The organism is Nocardioides sp. NPDC006273 (genome assembly GCF_040613495.1).
Taxonomy (GTDB): Bacteria; Actinomycetota; Actinomycetes; order Propionibacteriales; family Nocardioidaceae; genus Nocardioides.
Genome location: NZ_JBEXSD010000032.1, coordinates 1 through 15,709 on the forward strand (window position 1 = coordinate 1; position 15,709 = coordinate 15,709).

Below are 15,709 nucleotides of genomic sequence, written 5' to 3' on the forward strand. Positions count from 1 at the left end.
GCATGGACTTCGGTGTCGTCCTCCAGACCAACCCGCCTGTCTGGCGGGTCGTCGACCTGGCGAAGCGGGCCGAGGCGTACGGCTTCGTGAGAGTGGCCTATAGGTCACTCTCAGCTTCACAACCCTGCGGACCATGTCGGTCCGACCGCTGGATACTGGTGCGGAGATCGCGCGTGCACTGCCACCATCTGCCGCATGGGAAAGGTTCATCCGCGCGTCGAGGGTCGCCTGCGAGAGTTCGTCGATCGTCAGGTCGTCTTCTTCGTAGCCACCGCGCCGCTGGCCGATGATGGCCACGTCAATGTGTCGCCGCGGGGCATCCCAGGCACCTTCGGGATGCTGGACGAGCTCACCTTCGCGTGGCTCGACGGCACCGGGAGCGGCAGCGAGACCATCGCGCACCTGCGCGAGAACGGCCGGATCACGGTGATGTTCTGCGCCTTCGACGGGGCGCCGAACATCGTCCGCTTCCACGGCCGTGGCCGGGTCGTCACCCGCTACGACGAGGAGTACGCCGCCCTGGCCGGCCGCTTCACCGAACTCCCCGGCGCCCGCGCGGTCGTCGTCGTGGACATCGAACGGGTCTCCGACTCCTGTGGCTACGCCGTCCCGCTGATGTCGTACGTCGGCGAGCGCGAGCTGCTCCCGGCGTACTTCGAGCGCAAAGGGGTGGACGGCTCCGCCGAGTACCGGCGCCGGAAGAACCCCGTCAGTCTCGACGGTCTCCCCGCCTTCGACTTCGACCCGGCGCCGGAGTAGTCACCGCTCGTCGTGTCGAAGTCGGCGTGCTCGCCGTCGGTGCGGCTCGACGCTCGCTCGCCACGGTGAATGCGGCGGCCTGCTGACCAGCGGTCACGGCGGTCGGCGAGAATGACGGCCGTGACCGACTTCTCCTATCCCGTGGGTGACCTCGTCGAGGCATGGCAGGCGCGGCCGTGGCCGGAGCCTGTGTCTCTGGAGGGCCGCTACGTCCGGGTCGCGCCGCTCTCGTCGGCGCAGTACTCGGACCTCTACGCCGCGGTCTGCGGATCCGGGGACGCCGACCTGTGGACCTACCGGCCGATCCCGATGCCCACCTCGCTGCAGGAGCTGTGGATGCACCTGGCGGGCCTCGTCGATGCCGACGATGTCGTGCCGTTCGCGTTCGTCCCGAAGGAGGGGGAGCGCGACGGCCGGGCGAGCGGCGTCGCGGGCTACCACGCCATCAACCCCGCACACGGGAGCATCGAGGTCGGCGGCGTGCTCTTCGGGCCGTCGCTGGCCCGGACGCGGATGGCGACCGAGGCGATCCACCTGCTCATGCGGCACGCGTTCGACACGCTGGGCTACCGGCGGTTCGAGTGGAAGCTCGACTCGTTCAACGAGCCGTCACGGCGGGCGGCGGAGCGACTGGGGTTCAGCTATGAGGGCCGGTTCCGCAACCACATGGTCGTCAAGGGCCGCAACCGGGACACCGACTGGTTCTCCGTCACCGCCGAGGAGTGGCCGGCCGTGCGGGAGCGGCACGAGCGCTGGCTCGATCCCGCGAACTTCGACGAGCACGGCCGCCAGCGCAGCTCGCTCCGGCCCTAGCAGGACTAGAGCGCGTCCACCGCCACGACGTGGTGGCGTCCCATCGGCAGCATGAGCGGCTTGGCCGAGACCGGGTCCTGGATGACCGTGCTGCGCATCCCGAAGACGTCCTGGACGAGCTCCGGCACCAAGACCTCATGGGGTCGGCCGGCCGAATGCAGGCGGCCGTCGTGCAGGGCGATGAGGTTGTCGGCGTAGCGCGCGGCGAGGTTGAGGTCGTGCAGCACCATCACGATCGTGGTGCCGGCGCTGCGGTTGAGGTCGGTCAGCAGGTCGAGCACCTCGACCTGATGGCTGATGTCGAGGAAGGTGGTGGGCTCGTCGAGGAGCAGCACCTCGGTCTCCTGCGCGAGCGCCATCGCGATCCAGACCCGCTGCCGCTGGCCACCGGAGAGCTCGTCGACGGAGCGACCGATCAGCTCCACGGTGTCCGTGGCACGAAGCGCCGCGGTCACCGCGCGGTCGTCCGCCTCCGACCAGCGAGTCATGACTCGCTGGTGCGGGTGCCGGCCACGGCCCACCAGCTCGCCGACGGTGATCCCCTCCGGCGCGATCGGCGACTGCGGCAGCAGGCCCATTCGCCGGGCGAGCTGCTTGGCCGGCGTCGCGTGCACCTCCTTGCCGTCCAGGAGCACGCGGCCGGTCCGGGGCGGCAGCAGCCGTGTCATCGAGCGAAGCAGCGTGGACTTGCCGCACGCGTTCGGACCGACGATGGCGGTGACCTCGCCCGGAGCGATGACGAGATCCAGATCGTGCACGACCTCCCGGTCGCCGTAGCCGAGAGTCAGCTTCTCGATCTCCAAGCGCGGCCGGCTGTTGGGCTGGTCAGCGGGCTTGTTGAGGGTCACAGGGTGCCTCCGACTCTGTTGACGCGGACGATGAGGTAGAGCAGGTACGGAGCGCCGAGGATGCCCGTGACCACGCCGACCGGCATCCGGGTGCCGAAGGCGTACTGGCCCGCGAAGTCGGCGACGAGGGTGAGGAGCGCGCCGACCAGGGCCGCCGGAACCAGGAGGGAGCCCCGGGAGCCGACGATCCGGGCGGCGATGGGCCCGGACAGCAGAGCGAGGAACGCGATCGGTCCGGATGCCGCCGTCGCCACGCACACCAGTCCGACCGCGGCGACGATCGTGAGCAGCCGCGTCCGTTCGATGCGTACGCCGAGGGCGGAGGCCGCATCGTCACCGAGCTGCGCCGCGGCGAGGGCACGCGTCTGGAGAAGCACGGCGCCGCCCAGCACGACGACCGCCGTGAGGACCACGAGGACGTCGCGCCACAGCGCTCCGTTCAGGCTGCCGGTGAGCCAGCGCAGCGCCTCGGCGAGCTGGAAGTTGGTGGCGCGCTCGAGCTGCCAGGAGATGACGCTCTGCATCATCGCGGCCATCCCGATGCCGATGAGGATCAGACGTGTACCGGCCGCGGTGCCGCGCCGATAGGCCAGCAGGTAGATGGTGAGTGCGACGCCCACCCCGGCCGTGACCGCGACCCAGGAGACGAGGAGGCCGCCGAGCGAGAAGCTGACGATGGCGACGGCCGCGGCAGCGCTCGCGCCCTCGGTCACGCCGATGACGTCAGGGCTCGCGAGCGGGTTGCGCAGCAGGGTCTGGAAGGTGACGCCCGCCAGGCCGAAGGCCATCCCCGCCACCAGCGCGAGGGTGGCCCGGGGCAACCGCAGCCGTCCGACGATGAACTCGGCACCACCGGCATCGTCGCCGAACACGGCCGAGGCCACCTCGCCGAGTCCGTAGGTGGTCGATCCCAGCATCAGGCTGCCGAGGTAGGCGGCTGCGACGAGTGTGGTCAGGAGGGCGATCAGCTGGCGACGCCTGCGCTCGCGGCCCCGGCGGGCGGCGACGACCAGGCGTAGGTCCGCGGCGGCGTCGGTGGCGTCGGCAGTGGACCCGATGACGTACGGAGATAGCGTCACAGCTCACGCACCTTGGCCTGGCGCACGACGGCGATGAGGACCGGTGCTCCGACGATGGCGGTGATGATCCCGACGTCCACCTCGGTCGGCGGGGCGACGACGCGTCCGAGGACGTCCGCGACCAACAGCAGCACCGCGCCGCCCATCACGCTGAAGGGCAGCAGCCAGCGGTGGTCGGTCCCGATCAGGAGGCGACCGACGTGCGGCACGACCAGCCCGACGAAGGCGATCGGTCCGGTGATCGCGGTGGTGGCCCCGGCGAGCGTGACGGCGCCGGCGGCTGCCAGCAGCCTGGTCCGGGTCACGTGCTCACCGAGCCCGGAGGCGAGGTCGTCGCCGAGCCCGAGCATGTTGAGTCCACGGGCGCACCAGACGCACAGCAGGGCGCCGACGAGGAGGAACGGTGCGACCAGCCACAGCTTGTCGTCGGTGGCTCCGCCGACGCCGCCGACCTGCCAGGAGACGACGTTCTCCGAGATGTCGGGTCTGGGCAGGACGACCGCGGTGACGAAGGACGACAGCGCGGCAGCGGTGGCGGCGCCGGCGAGGGTGAGCTTGAGCGGGGTGGCGCCCCCTCGGCCGAGAGACCCGACCGTCCACACGAACGCTGATGCGAGGGCCGCGCCGAGGATGGCGACCCAGATGTAGCTGATCGGGGAGACCAGGCCGAACCAGGCGATACCGGCGACGACGGCCAGCGATGAGCCCGTGTTGACCCCCAGGATTCCGGGGTCGGCCAGCGGATTGCGGGTGATGCCCTGCAACACCAGGCCCGACACGGCCAGCGCGGCTCCCGCGACGGCAGCCAGCACCGTTCGTGGCACCCGCTTGGCGACCGCGGCTTGGGCGAACCCCTCCGCCTGACCGGATACGCCGGCCCAGATGTCGGCCCAGGACGCCTCGCGCGAGCCCAGGACGATGGACGTGGCCGCGGCCGCCAGGACGGCGGCCGCGAGCACGAGCAGCGCCAGGCTCCGCGTCCGCCGGGTGCCGCGCAGCTGAGCTGCGGGGTCGGCGGGCGCGGAACCTGGGTGGCTGGTCAGAGACGTCGTCATCTCACGTCGATCTGTCGTCGTGCGACGGTCACTTGGTGGTGTACTCGGCCGCGTCGGCCAGCAGGCCGACATAGTCCTCCGCGAGGGCCGGAACCGACAGCGCGGTCGGGTTGGCCGCCGTGCCCATCGCCTCGGCACCGTCGAGGGTGACGATCGCCTTGTTCTTCACGGCCGGCAGTTGGGAGAGCACGGGGTCACCCTCGAGGGCGTCGATGAGCTCCTGGCCGCCGTAGGTGATGATGACGTCGACGTCGGCGAGCTCGTCGGCCCGCTCGGTGCTGATCGAGCCGGAGTAGTCGCCGCTGTCGCCGGTGGCCTCGATGATGCTCGGAGCGACCTCCATGCCGAGGTCGGCGAGGTACTTCGACCGCGTGTCAGCGGCGCTGTAGAAGTTGATCTCGCTCAGGTCGGCCGGGTCGACATGGGTCATGAACATGCCGGTCGTGCCCTCGAGCTCGGGTCGCGTCGCCGCGGCGTCGGCGATGGTCTGCTCCAGGTCGGCGACCAGTTCCTTGCCCTCGGACTCCATACCGAGGCCCTTGGCGTTCTGGAGGACGGAGTCGCGCCACTCGGTCGCCCACGGGTCGTCCGGGAAGGCGACCACCGGGGCGATCTCGCTGAGGGTGTTGTAGTCGTCCTCGGTCAGACCCGAGTAACCGGCGAGGATGACGTCGGGGTCCGTGCCGGCGACGGCCTCGAAGTCGTAGCCGTCGGTCTCGTCGAACAGCACAGGCGTCTCGGCGCCGAGCTCCTTCAGCTTGTCCTCGGTCCACTGCTGGACGCCGTCGCCGTCGTCGTCGCCCCAGGTCATCTTCGACATGCCCACGGGGACGATCCCGAGCGAGAGCGGGACCTCCTGGTTGGCGAAGTCGACGGTGGCCACCCGCTCGGGCTTCTCCTCGATGACCGTCTCACCGAAAGCGTGCTGCACGGTGACGGGCTTCCAGCTCCCACCCGCAGCGCTCTTCGAGGAACCTTCGGCGTCAGAACCACACGCCGCCAAGCCTGCCGCGACCGCGACCAGTGCGACGGGCACCGCCGCCTTCCGTGCGATGAACATCTCGTCCCGCCTTCTGTAGTTAGGTTAGCTATACCTTACTGTACGTCTTTACCCTACGCGGGATTGCGTAGCCCGTCCCCGCTTCTGAGCCGATGTGCCGGTGGCTCGGGCACAGCAGTCTGGAGGGCACACAGAGCCCAACAGATTGGACAGAACGATGAGCATCAACGAGACGATGGCAACCCTGGCCGTGACCGGCGACGGCTGGGGTCCGTGGCGCGAGACCGGCCCGTGGCACGACGGGGGAGGGCCGCCGGCGTTCTGGCCGATCTTCCCCCTCCTGTGGTTCCTCGTGATCGCGGCGATCATCACCGCGATCGTCGTCTTCGGCAGCAATCGGGCGGCCGAGGGGCCGCGGCGCGCGGGTGAGGCGAGGCTGGCCGAGAGGTACGCCGCGGGCGAGATCGACGAGAACGAGTACCGCGCCCGCCGCGACGTCCTGCGGCAGAAGCCGGGCCGCACGAAGGACGCCTGAACCCCGCTGGTCTGTGGCAGCCTTGGCTGCCATGGACCAGCGCATCAGCTTCATCACGCTCGCCGTCGCCGACGTCGCGGTGAGCCGGGCGTTCTACATCGACGGACTCGGCTGGGTCCCGGAGCTCGAGGCCGACGGGGTGCTCATGATCCGCGTCGGTGAGCACGTCATCCTCTCGTTGTGGGACCGGCGCGAGTTCGAGGAGGAGGTCGGCACGATCGCCGTCGCCGACGGCGTCGCGCCGTTCACCCTCGCCCACAACGTCGCCACCCGCGAGGAGGTCGACAGCGTCCTGGCGCTCGCCCGGTCGCTCGGGAGGGACGCCTCGACCGCCGAGGAACGAGCCTGGGGCGGCTACACCGGCTACTTCGCCGACCCTGACGGCGTGCGCTGGGAGATCGCCTACAACCCCGGCCCGGTGGGGCAGACCGTGCTGCCCTGACGCGGAGGACCCTCAGTCCGCGAACCCGGGCAGATGCTCCTCGAGGATCGACCGGAACGGCGCCTCCGCGTTGAGCTGCGCCAGCACGCCGAGCCCACCGAGCCAGACCCGGTGGATGAGCAGGTAGGACGGCGGCAGGTTGAGCTTGAGGCCGACCGTGTAGGCAGGGTCCTTGGGATCGTTGATCCGCTTGAACTCCTCCCGCATCCACTCCCGGGTGAACCGGAAACGCTCCTCCAGGGCCGGGGTCACGAACGGGGCCAGGTAGTCGAGCACGTGCTGCGGCTCGACCTTGATCCCGTCACGGATGAAGCCGACGTCGCGCAGACCCTCGACCAGAGCCTCGGCGTCGCCGGTCGAGGCGATCCGGATCAGTCGACCCATCGGCTCGGGGAAGCCACGCTCCGGGAGCCGGGCGGCGAGCCCGAAGTCGAGCACCGCCATGCGACCGCCGGGGAGGACCCGGAAGTTGCCGGGGTGCGGGTCGGCGTGGAGCATCCCGGTCAGCTCGGGCGCGGAGAACCAGAACCGGGCGAGCAGCTCGCCGTAGTGGTCGCGTTCCTCGGTGGTGCCCTCGGCGATCACCTTCGCGATCGAGCCCTGCGACTCCACCCACTCGGTGACGAGCACCGACGGGCCCACTGTGACGACATCAGGGACGTCGATCAGGGGATGGTCGGCGTACGCCTCGGCGAAGACGTGCTGGGCCTCGGCCTCCTTCGGGTAGTCGAGCTCCTCGATGACCCGCTCCTGCATCTCGGCGACGAGAGCCTTGACGTCCATGCCGGGCACGACCGCGTTGCCGATCGCTCCCAGCCGGCCGATCTGGCGCAGGTCGGCGCGCAGGGCCTCCTCCGAGCCGGGATACTGCACCTTCACCGCCACCTCGCGGCCGTCGACCCATCGGCCCCGGTGGACCTGTCCGATCGAGGCCGAGGCGGCCGGCTCCTCGGAGAGCTCGACCAGCCGCTCGGCCCAGTCCTTACCGAGGTCTCGGGCCAGCAGGCCGCGTACGATCCCGGTCGGCATCGGGGGAGCGGAGTCCTGGAGCCGGGTGAGCTGGTCTCGGTAGTGGGCCGCCTGCGACTCGGGCAGGGCCGCCTCCATCACCGAGAGCATCTGGCCGAACTTCATCGCGCCGCCCTTGAGCTCACCCAGGGTGCGGAACAGCTGGTCGGCCGTACGCTGGTGGACATCGGCCAGGACGGCCTCGGCGGGCTTGCCCCCGATCCGCTTCCCGAGCCCGAGCGCCTTGCGCCCGGCGTACCCCATCGGCAACGCGGCCAGCTTGGCCGTCCGTGTCGCCGCTCGCCGCGGCAGACCCTTCGACGACCCCTCCGCCTCATCCATGCCGCCATTGTGCCTGTCGCCTGCAACTCGCACATCGCGAAGTAGCCTTCCCGTATGAGTGAGCGCCAGCGAACGACGACAAGCGTCAGGCCACCGCATCCGTACTCTTTGCCCTGCCCTACGGAGGCGGTGGCATGACCTCTGAGCTGACGATCGTGACCCCGCTCGACCCTGCCGCCGAGGACCCGTTCGGCTGGCTGGAGGAGGTCGAGAGCGCAGACGCGCTGGCCTGGGTCCGGGCCCGCAACGAGGAGGCCCACGCGAGCGTCGGGGCCGATCCCGTGTTCGCCGAGATCGAGGCGCGCATCCTCGAGGTGCTCGACTCCGACGACCGGGTGCCCGAGGTCTCGCTTCTCGGCGAGCATCTCTACAACTTCTGGCGCGACGCCGACCACGAGCGTGGCATCTGGCGGCGCACCACGCCGGAGTCCTACCGGACCGATGATCCCGAGTGGGAGCTCCTGCTCGATCTCGACGCGCTCGCCGCCGAGGAGGGCGAGAGCTGGGTCTGGCACGGCGCCTCGGTGCTTCGGCCCGAGCCCGGCGAGCCGTGGCGCAAGGTGCTCGTCGACCTCTCCCCGGGTGGCTCGGACGCCGACGTGACCAGGGAGTTCGACCTGGTCGAGAAGGCGTTCGTGACACCTGCGGACGGTGGGTTCACCCGTGCCGTGGAGCAGGGCGGCGCCAAGGGCGGTCTCTCCTGGTGCGGCCCCGACGCCGTCTATGTCTTCACCGACTTCGGGCCGGGCTCGCTGACCCCGAGCGGCTACCCGCGCATCGTGAAGCTGTGGCGCCGCGGCACCCCGTTCGAGGACGCGGCGGTGGTCTACGAGGGCACCGACGAGGACATGTACATCTCCGCCCGCCGCATCCACACCCCCGGCTTCGAACGCGACCTGGTCAGCCGCTCGATCGCGTTCTACAAGTCCGAGACGTACGTCGCCACCGACCCCGGCACCCCCGAGCAGACCCTCACCAAGCTCGACATCCCCGACTCGGCCGAGGCCGGCTTCCACCGCGAATGGCTGGTCGTCGAGCTCCGCGAGGAGTGGGCGCCGAAGGAGCGGACGTACGCCGCAGGCTCGCTGCTCGCGATCGACGCCGACCGGTTCCTGGCCGGTGAGCGCGACCTCACCGTGCTCTTCGAGCCCACCCCGAGCACCTCGCTCGCCGGCGCTACCTGGACCCGCAACCATCTGGTCCTCAACGTCTTCGAGGACGTCAAGAACCGGCTGCACGTCCTGACGCCGCCGGCGTCGGGCCAGGGGGCGTGGACGCGCTCCGACTTCCCGGCGACCGACCCGGTGGCCGCGGTCGGCACGCGGGCGGTCGACGCGGTCGAGTCCGACGAGGTCTGGGTCGTCACCAGCGGCTACCTGACCCCGGCGACGTACGGCCTGACCGAGATCGGCGCGGAGACGATCGAGCCACTGAAGTCGGCGCCGGCCTGGTTCGAAACCGAGGGGCTGCGCGCCGAGCAGCGCTTCGCCACGTCGAAGGACGGCACCCGCGTGCCGTACTTCATCGTCGGCCCCGAGGCGGCGCTCGACGGCGCAGGCCCGGCCCCGACGCTGCTCTACGGCTACGGCGGCTTCGAGATCCCGATGACGCCGGGCTACTCCCCGGGGGTGGGCCGGAGCTGGCTCAGCGAGGGCGGGGTCTACGCCGTCGCCAACATCCGCGGGGGAGGGGAGTACGGCCCAGCCTGGCACCAGGCGGCGCTGAAGGAGAACCGGCACAAGGCCTACGAGGACTTCGCCGCGGTCGCCCGCCATCTCGCCGAGACCGGGGTGAGCGACGCGAGCCACCTCGGGATCCAGGGCGGATCCAACGGAGGCCTGCTGACCGGCAACATGCTCACGCTCTACCCGGAGCTGTTCGGTGCGGTCGTGATCCAGGTTCCGCTGCTGGACATGAAGCGCTACTCCCATCTCCTCGCCGGAGCGTCGTGGATGGCCGAGTACGGCGACCCCGACGTGCCGGAGGAGTGGGAGTACATCAAGACCTTCTCGCCCTACCACCTGCTCGACGGGTCGAGGACCTACCCGCCGGTCCTGCTCACCACCTCCACCAAGGACGACCGCGTGCACCCCGGCCACGCCCGCAAGATGGCCGCGCTGCTGGCCGCCGCCGGCAAGGACGTCACCTACTACGAGAACATCGAGGGCGGTCACGGCGGGGCGGCCAACAACGCCCAGTCGGCCCACCTCTCCGCCTTCGCCTGGACCTTCCTGCGGGAGCGGCTCGGACTGATCGAGTGACAGATACTGGGACGGTGATCTCAGATCATGGGACGACCGATAGGGTGTGGTGACACGGCGCGACACCTGGGGTTAACGTGTGAGCATGCTGAACAGCATTATCGTACTTATCAGGCGCGTCGCCTAGGAGCCACTGGCCCCAGACGACGCGTCTCCCTCCGTTGCCCGCCGGGCCGGAGGGTTTTTTGTTGCACGAGCAGCCCAAGCAGATAACCGAGCACAGCCCATGAGTAGAAGCTCCGATGAGTAGGACGGCGGACATGAGCGAGCAGATGACAGGCGCACAGAGCCTGATCAAGTCGCTGGAAGCAGCGGGGGCCGAGAACATCTTCGGCATTCCGGGAGGCGCGATCCTTCCGGCGTACGACCCGCTGATGGACTCGAAGATCCGCCACATCCTCGTACGCCACGAGCAGGGCGCCGGCCACGCCGCCCAGGGCTACGCCGCCGCGACCGGCAAGGTCGGCGTCTGCATGGCCACCTCCGGCCCCGGCGCGACCAACCTGGTCACCCCGCTCGCCGACGCCAACATGGACTCCGTGCCGATGGTGGCCATCACCGGCCAGGTCGGCGCGGCGATGATCGGCACCGACGCCTTCCAGGAGGCCGACATCCGCGGCATCACGATGCCGGTCACCAAGCACAGCTTCCTCATCACCGACCCGGCGGAGATCCCGCTCCGGGTCGCTGAGGCCTTCCACCTCGCCTCCTCCGGGAGGCCGGGTCCGGTCCTCGTCGACGTCACCAAGTCGGCGTTGCAGGCCACCACCACCTACCGGTGGCCGACCGAGCTCCACCTGCCGGGCTACCGCCCGGTGACCAGGCCGCACGCCAAGCAGATCCGCGAGGCGGCGCGCCTGATGCTGGAGGCCAAGAAGCCGGTCCTGTACGTCGGCGGCGGCACGATCCGCTCCGGTGCCCACCGCGAGCTCTTCCAGCTGGCCACGCTCACCGGGATCCCGGTGGTGACCACGCTGATGGCCCGCGGCGCCTTCCCGGACTCCCACCCGCAGCACCTCGGCATGCCGGGCATGCACGGCACCGTCCCCGCGGTCGCCGGCCTGCAGAAGTCCGACCTGATCATCAGCCTCGGCGCCCGGTTCGACGACCGCGTCACCGGCAACCTGGACTCCTTCGCCCCCAACGCCAAGGTGATCCACGCCGACATCGACCCGGCCGAGATCGGCAAGAACCGCTACGCCGACGTCCCGATCGTCGGCGACGTGCGCGAGGTCCTCACCGACTTGATCACGGTGCTCACCGCGGAGAAGGAAGCCGGCAAGGAGGGCGACTACGAAGGCTGGATCTCGTTCATGGCCGGGATCAAGAAGGCGTACCCGCTCGGCTACGACCTCCCCGCCGACGGCCTCGCGCCGCAGTACGTCATCGAGCGTCTCGGCGCGATCTCCGGCGACGAGACGATCTTCACCGCCGGAGTCGGCCAGCACCAGATGTGGGCTGCGCAGTTCATCGGCTACGAGCACCCGAACACCTGGATCAACTCCGGTGGCCTCGGCACGATGGGGTACTCCGTCCCGGCGGCGATGGGCGCGAAGGTCGGCTGCCCGGACGCCACGGTCTGGTCGATCGACGGCGACGGCTGCTTCCAGATGACCAACCAGGAGCTCGCCACCTGCGCGATCGAGGGCATCCCGATCAAGGTCGCGATCATCAACAACGACAACCTCGGCATGGTGCGCCAGTGGCAGACGCTCTTCTACGGCGAGCGCTACTCCAACACCAACCTGCAGTCCCACACTGAGCGCTCTGGTTTGGGCGCCAAGCGCATCCCTGACTTCCCCAAGCTGGCCGAGGCCATGGGCTGCGTCGGCCTGGCCTGCGACTCCGCCGACGACGTCGACGCCACCATCGCGAAGGCCATGGAGATCAACGACGCCCCTGTCGTCGTCGACTTCCGGGTCAACAAGGACGCCATGGTGTGGCCGATGGTCGCCGCCGGCTCCTCCAACGACGAGATCCAGTACGCGCGCGACCTCGCGCCCGAGTTCGACGAGGACGACCTCTGATGAGCATCCAGCCCGTGAAGACCGGCGGCAAGCACACGCTGAGCGTCCTGGTCGAGAACAAGCCCGGTGTCCTGGCCCGCGTGGCCGCGCTCTTCTCGCGCCGTGGCTTCAACATCGAGTCCCTCGCGGTCGGGCCGACCGAGCACGACGAGGTCTCCCGCATGACGGTCGTGGTCAATCTCGAGAACACCCCTCTCGAGCAGGTCACCAAGCAGCTCAACAAGCTGGTCGAGGTGATCAAGATCGTCGAGCTCGAGCCGGAGTCGCGCGTCCAGCGCGCCCTCATGCTGGTCAAGATCACCGCCACCACGGAGACCCGCAGCCAGGTGCTCGACACCATCCAGCTCTTCCGGGCCAAGGTCGTCGACGTGTCCACCGACACCGTCGTCGTCCAGCTCGCCGGCAACACCGGCAAGCTCAACGACTTCCTGCGAGTCATCGAGCCCTTCGGCATCCGTGAGCTCTCCCAGTCCGGCATGGTCGGCATGGGCCGCGGCTCCCGGTCGATCTCCGAGCGCAGCCTGCGATCCGTGGCTGTGCCCGCTCCGCCTCCCGCGGTCTGAACCAAACCACATCAATCACCACAGGTGGGTCTCGACAAGCTCGACCACCGAACGAAAAGGAGAAGCCCTCGTGGCTGAGATTTTCTACGACGACGACGCCGACCTCTCGCTGATCCAGGCGAAGAAGGTTGCGGTCATCGGCTACGGCAGCCAGGGCCATGCCCATGCGCTCAACCTGCGTGACTCCGGTGTGGACGTCCGCATCGGTCTGCAGCCCGGCTCGAAGTCGACCGCCAAGGCGGAGGAGGAGGGCCTCAAGGTCCTCACCCCGGCCGACGCCGCCGCGGAGGCGGACGTGATCGTCATCCTCGCCCCCGACCAGCACCAGCGTGGGCTCTACAACGACGAGCTCGCCCCGCACGTGACCGCCGGCAAGACCCTCGTCTTCGGCCACGGCTTCAACGTGCGCTTCGGCTACATCAAGGCTCCCGAGGGTGTCGACGTGATCCTGGTGGCCCCGAAGGCGCCGGGCCACACCGTCCGTCGTGAGTACGTCGCCGGCCGCGGCATCCCGGACATCATCGCCGTCGAGCAGGACGCCTCCGGCTCCGCCTGGGACATCGCCAAGGCGTACGCCAAGGGCATCGGCGGCACCCGCGCCGGGGTCATCAAGACGACCTTCACCGAGGAGACCGAGACCGACCTCTTCGGCGAGCAGGCCGTTCTCTGCGGTGGCGTGTCGCACCTCGTCCAGGCCGGTTTCGAGACGCTCACCGAGGCCGGCTACCAGCCCGAGATCGCCTACTTCGAGGTGCTTCACGAGCTCAAGCTCATCGTGGACCTGATGTGGGAGGGCGGCATCGCCAAGCAGCGCTGGTCGATCTCCGACACCGCTGAGTACGGCGACTACGTCTCCGGCCCGCGCGTCGTCGGCCCGCAGGTCAAGGAGACCATGCAGCAGGTGCTCGCCGAGATCCAGGACGGCTCCTTCGCCGCTCGGTTCATCGCCGACCAGGACAACGGTGCGACCGAGTTCCAGAAGCTGCGCGAGGAGGAGGCCGGTCACCCGATCGAGGCCACCGGCAAGGCCCTGCGCGCCCACTTCTCGTGGAGCCAGGCCGACGACGACTACACCGAGGGTTCAGCCGCCCGCTGATCCCCCAAGAGTGCCGAGTCGGCGCAAACTGACCGAAAACCATGCCGAGTCGGCGCGTTCTAACGCGCCGACTCGGCTGGATTTGTGGTCAGTTCGCGCCGACTCGGCGGATTACTTGACCTCGGACTTGAGGGTCAGGCGGAGGCCGATCAGAAGCGGGATCAGCAGCCAGAGGGCGGTGGCGGTGCCGAGCTGCGCCCAGGCCTCCCGGGTCATGTCGTCGTCGAAGAGGCGGGTGGAGGCCCAGTTGAGGTCGAGCCAGGCGCCGTGGTCGCGCCACCACTCGTTGACCATGACGAGCGCGTTGGAGATCGTCGGCAGGACCAAGGCGTAGACGAAGTAGCCGACGATCGCCGCCGGTGAGCTGCGGAAGAGCGTGCCGAGCATGAACCCCATCAGCATGCCGATGATCTGGGCCAGGACGATCTGGGCGAAGATGACCGCGGAGATGTCCCAGCCCGCGTCGACTCCGGCGATGGCGGTGCCGAGCAGGTTGCCCAGTGCCCCGATCCCGAGCGCGGCTGCCATCGAGACGACGCCAAGGGCGACAGTCAGGGCCGCCTTGGCACCGATCACCTTGCCGCGGCTGGGGACGAGGGTGAAGGTGGTCAGCGCCGTACGCGAGCTCCACTCGCTCGAGACCGACAGCACGGAGATCATCGGCAGGATCACGGCCATCGGGATGCCGATCGCCGTCGCGAACATGCTGTAGGTGAGCCCATCGTCGGCGGAGAAGACGATGATCGCCGCGGTGGCGATCACCGCGAGGATGCCGATGCTCGCCACCAGCCAGAAGCCGGAACGTGTGTCGAACATCTTGCGCAGCTCGACCGAGAGCACGCGCGTGAACGGGATCGGGGCGGGGACGGCCCGCGTGCGGCGGTGGGCCGCCTCCTGCTGGTGCCCTGCCGGGCTGGCCGGCTCTGGGGCGACGGTCGTGGTGGTCATGCTGCGGTCCCTTCCGGGGTCACGAGGTGGTCGCGCTGAGTAGAGGCGGTGAGCTGGAGGAACATCTCCTCCAGGCCGGCGCCGTCGGCGGCTCGGAGCTCGGTCAGCACCAGCCCGGCGTCGAAGGCGATCTGGCCGACGGCGGCGAGGTCGGCGTCGCTGAGGACGGCACGCTCGGTGGTGATCTCGGCGGTGTGGCCCGCACGCTGGAGCGCCCGGCCGAGGGCGGTGAGGTCGCTGGTACGGGCGTACGTCCCGCCGCCGGCGAGCAGCTCTTGCTTGGTGCCCTGCGCGACGATCCGGCCGTTGCCGATGACCACGATGTCGTCGGCGATGACCTCGATCTCGTGCAGCAGGTGGGACGAGAGCAGCACGGTGCCGCCGTCGTCGGCGAAGCCGCGCAGCAGGTCCCGCATCCAGCGGATGCCCGCGGGGTCGAGCCCGTTGGCCGGCTCGTCGAGGATCAGCACCTCCGGGTCCCCGATCAGGGCCGTCGCGATCCCGAGCCGCTGCCGCATCCCGAGGGAGTAGTTGCGTACGCGCCGTCCGGCCTCCTCCTCGGTCAGGCTGACCCGCTCGAGCGTCTCGGCCACGCGGGTCTTCGACAGGCCCATCGTGCGGGCGGCCAGGGTGAGGATCTCGCGGCCGGTGCGGCCGCCGTGCTGTGCGGAGGCGTCGAGGAGGACACCGACCTCGAGGCCGGGGTTGGGCAGCTGGGAGAAGTGGCGTCCCAGAAGATGCGCGCTGCCGGAGGACGGATCGGTGAGCCCGACCAGGATGCGCATGGTCGTGGACTTGCCGGCGCCGTTGGGGCCGAGGAAGCCGGTCACCCGGCCGGGCTCGGCATTGAAGGTCACGTTGTCGACGGCCGTGAACCCGCCGTACCTCTTGGAGAGGGCATCGATCTGGATCATGCATCGAGCCTCGCCCCAA

General features: G+C 69.6%; 15 protein-coding genes. 8 read left to right on the forward strand and 7 right to left on the reverse strand.

Annotated elements, in window-relative coordinates; all coding sequences use genetic code 11:
* Positions 1 to 195 precede the first annotated feature (195 nt).
* Both ABZZ22_RS15090 and ABZZ22_RS15095 read left to right on the forward strand, forming a co-directional pair.
* Positions 196 to 759 carry a pyridoxamine 5'-phosphate oxidase family protein gene (locus tag ABZZ22_RS15090; protein ID WP_354932674.1) on the forward strand — a complete coding sequence of 188 codons (564 nt, stop codon included), beginning with the start codon at positions 196 to 198 and terminating at the stop codon, positions 757 to 759.
* Between the two features lie 120 nt (positions 760 to 879).
* Positions 880 to 1,572, forward strand: coding sequence for a GNAT family protein (locus tag ABZZ22_RS15095; protein WP_354932676.1), 693 nt, complete (start codon positions 880 to 882; stop codon positions 1,570 to 1,572).
* Between the two features lie 5 nt (positions 1,573 to 1,577).
* Here the strand turns inward: ABZZ22_RS15095 and ABZZ22_RS15100 are convergent, their stop codons facing one another.
* The 4 genes from ABZZ22_RS15100 to ABZZ22_RS15115 are packed head-to-tail and all read right to left on the reverse strand — an operon-like array spanning position 1,578 to position 5,614.
* Positions 1,578 to 2,420 (reverse strand): ABC transporter ATP-binding protein, encoded by an 843-nt coding sequence (locus ABZZ22_RS15100; RefSeq protein WP_354932678.1) that lies wholly within the window; start codon positions 2,418 to 2,420, stop codon positions 1,578 to 1,580.
* The gene (locus tag ABZZ22_RS15105) at positions 2,417 to 3,499 is read right to left on the reverse strand and encodes an iron chelate uptake ABC transporter family permease subunit (RefSeq protein WP_354932680.1); all 1,083 of its coding nucleotides are present in this window, start codon (positions 3,497 to 3,499) and stop codon (positions 2,417 to 2,419) included. Before ABZZ22_RS15105 ends, ABZZ22_RS15100 begins: the two co-directional genes overlap by 4 nt.
* Positions 3,496 to 4,554 carry an iron ABC transporter permease gene (locus tag ABZZ22_RS15110; RefSeq protein ID WP_354932682.1) on the reverse strand — a complete coding sequence of 353 codons (1,059 nt, stop codon included), beginning with the start codon at positions 4,552 to 4,554 and terminating at the stop codon, positions 3,496 to 3,498. Before ABZZ22_RS15110 ends, ABZZ22_RS15105 begins: the two co-directional genes overlap by 4 nt.
* A 28-nt stretch (positions 4,555 to 4,582) precedes the next feature.
* Complete coding sequence (locus tag ABZZ22_RS15115) at positions 4,583 to 5,614, reverse strand: iron-siderophore ABC transporter substrate-binding protein (RefSeq protein WP_354932684.1); 1,032 nt, start codon at positions 5,612 to 5,614, stop codon at positions 4,583 to 4,585.
* Between the two features lie 157 nt (positions 5,615 to 5,771).
* Between ABZZ22_RS15115 and ABZZ22_RS15120 the strand changes: the two genes are divergently transcribed.
* Positions 5,772 to 6,089, forward strand: coding sequence for an SHOCT domain-containing protein (locus ABZZ22_RS15120; RefSeq protein ID WP_354932686.1), 318 nt, complete (start codon positions 5,772 to 5,774; stop codon positions 6,087 to 6,089).
* A 31-nt stretch (positions 6,090 to 6,120) separates the two neighbouring features.
* Positions 6,121 to 6,531: a VOC family protein gene (locus ABZZ22_RS15125; protein WP_354932688.1), complete on the forward strand. Its 411-nt coding sequence runs from the start codon at positions 6,121 to 6,123 to the stop codon at positions 6,529 to 6,531.
* A gap of 12 nt (positions 6,532 to 6,543) precedes the next feature.
* Here the strand turns inward: ABZZ22_RS15125 and ABZZ22_RS15130 are convergent, their stop codons facing one another.
* On the reverse strand, positions 6,544 to 7,881 hold the full coding sequence (locus ABZZ22_RS15130; RefSeq protein WP_354932690.1) for an AarF/ABC1/UbiB kinase family protein: 1,338 nt from the start codon (positions 7,879 to 7,881) through the stop codon (positions 6,544 to 6,546).
* A gap of 134 nt (positions 7,882 to 8,015) precedes the next feature.
* Between ABZZ22_RS15130 and ABZZ22_RS15135 the strand changes: the two genes are divergently transcribed.
* From ABZZ22_RS15135 to ilvC, 4 genes are all read left to right on the forward strand, one after another.
* Positions 8,016 to 10,142: a prolyl oligopeptidase family serine peptidase gene (locus ABZZ22_RS15135; RefSeq protein ID WP_354932692.1), complete on the forward strand. Its 2,127-nt coding sequence runs from the start codon at positions 8,016 to 8,018 to the stop codon at positions 10,140 to 10,142.
* Positions 10,143 to 10,402: 260 nt separating this feature from the next.
* A complete protein-coding gene (locus ABZZ22_RS15140) occupies positions 10,403 to 12,169 on the forward strand; it encodes an acetolactate synthase large subunit (protein ID WP_354932694.1) in 1,767 nt (588 codons plus the stop codon).
* Entirely contained in the window at positions 12,169 to 12,732 is a 564-nt protein-coding gene (gene ilvN / locus ABZZ22_RS15145; protein ID WP_354932696.1) for an acetolactate synthase small subunit, read from the forward strand. Before ABZZ22_RS15140 ends, ilvN begins: the two co-directional genes overlap by 1 nt.
* 70 nt (positions 12,733 to 12,802) lie before the next feature.
* Entirely contained in the window at positions 12,803 to 13,828 is a 1,026-nt protein-coding gene (ilvC, locus tag ABZZ22_RS15150) for a ketol-acid reductoisomerase (RefSeq protein WP_354932698.1), read from the forward strand.
* A 111-nt stretch (positions 13,829 to 13,939) separates the two neighbouring features.
* Here ilvC and ABZZ22_RS15155 read toward each other — a convergent pair whose 3' ends face one another.
* Both ABZZ22_RS15155 and ABZZ22_RS15160 read right to left on the reverse strand, forming a co-directional pair.
* A complete protein-coding gene (locus ABZZ22_RS15155) occupies positions 13,940 to 14,776 on the reverse strand; it encodes an ABC transporter permease (RefSeq protein ID WP_354932700.1) in 837 nt (278 codons plus the stop codon).
* Positions 14,773 to 15,690: an ATP-binding cassette domain-containing protein gene (locus tag ABZZ22_RS15160; protein WP_354932702.1), complete on the reverse strand. Its 918-nt coding sequence runs from the start codon at positions 15,688 to 15,690 to the stop codon at positions 14,773 to 14,775. The genes ABZZ22_RS15155 and ABZZ22_RS15160 overlap by 4 nt, the downstream gene beginning before the upstream one ends.
* Between the last annotated feature and the right edge of the window lie 19 nt (positions 15,691 to 15,709).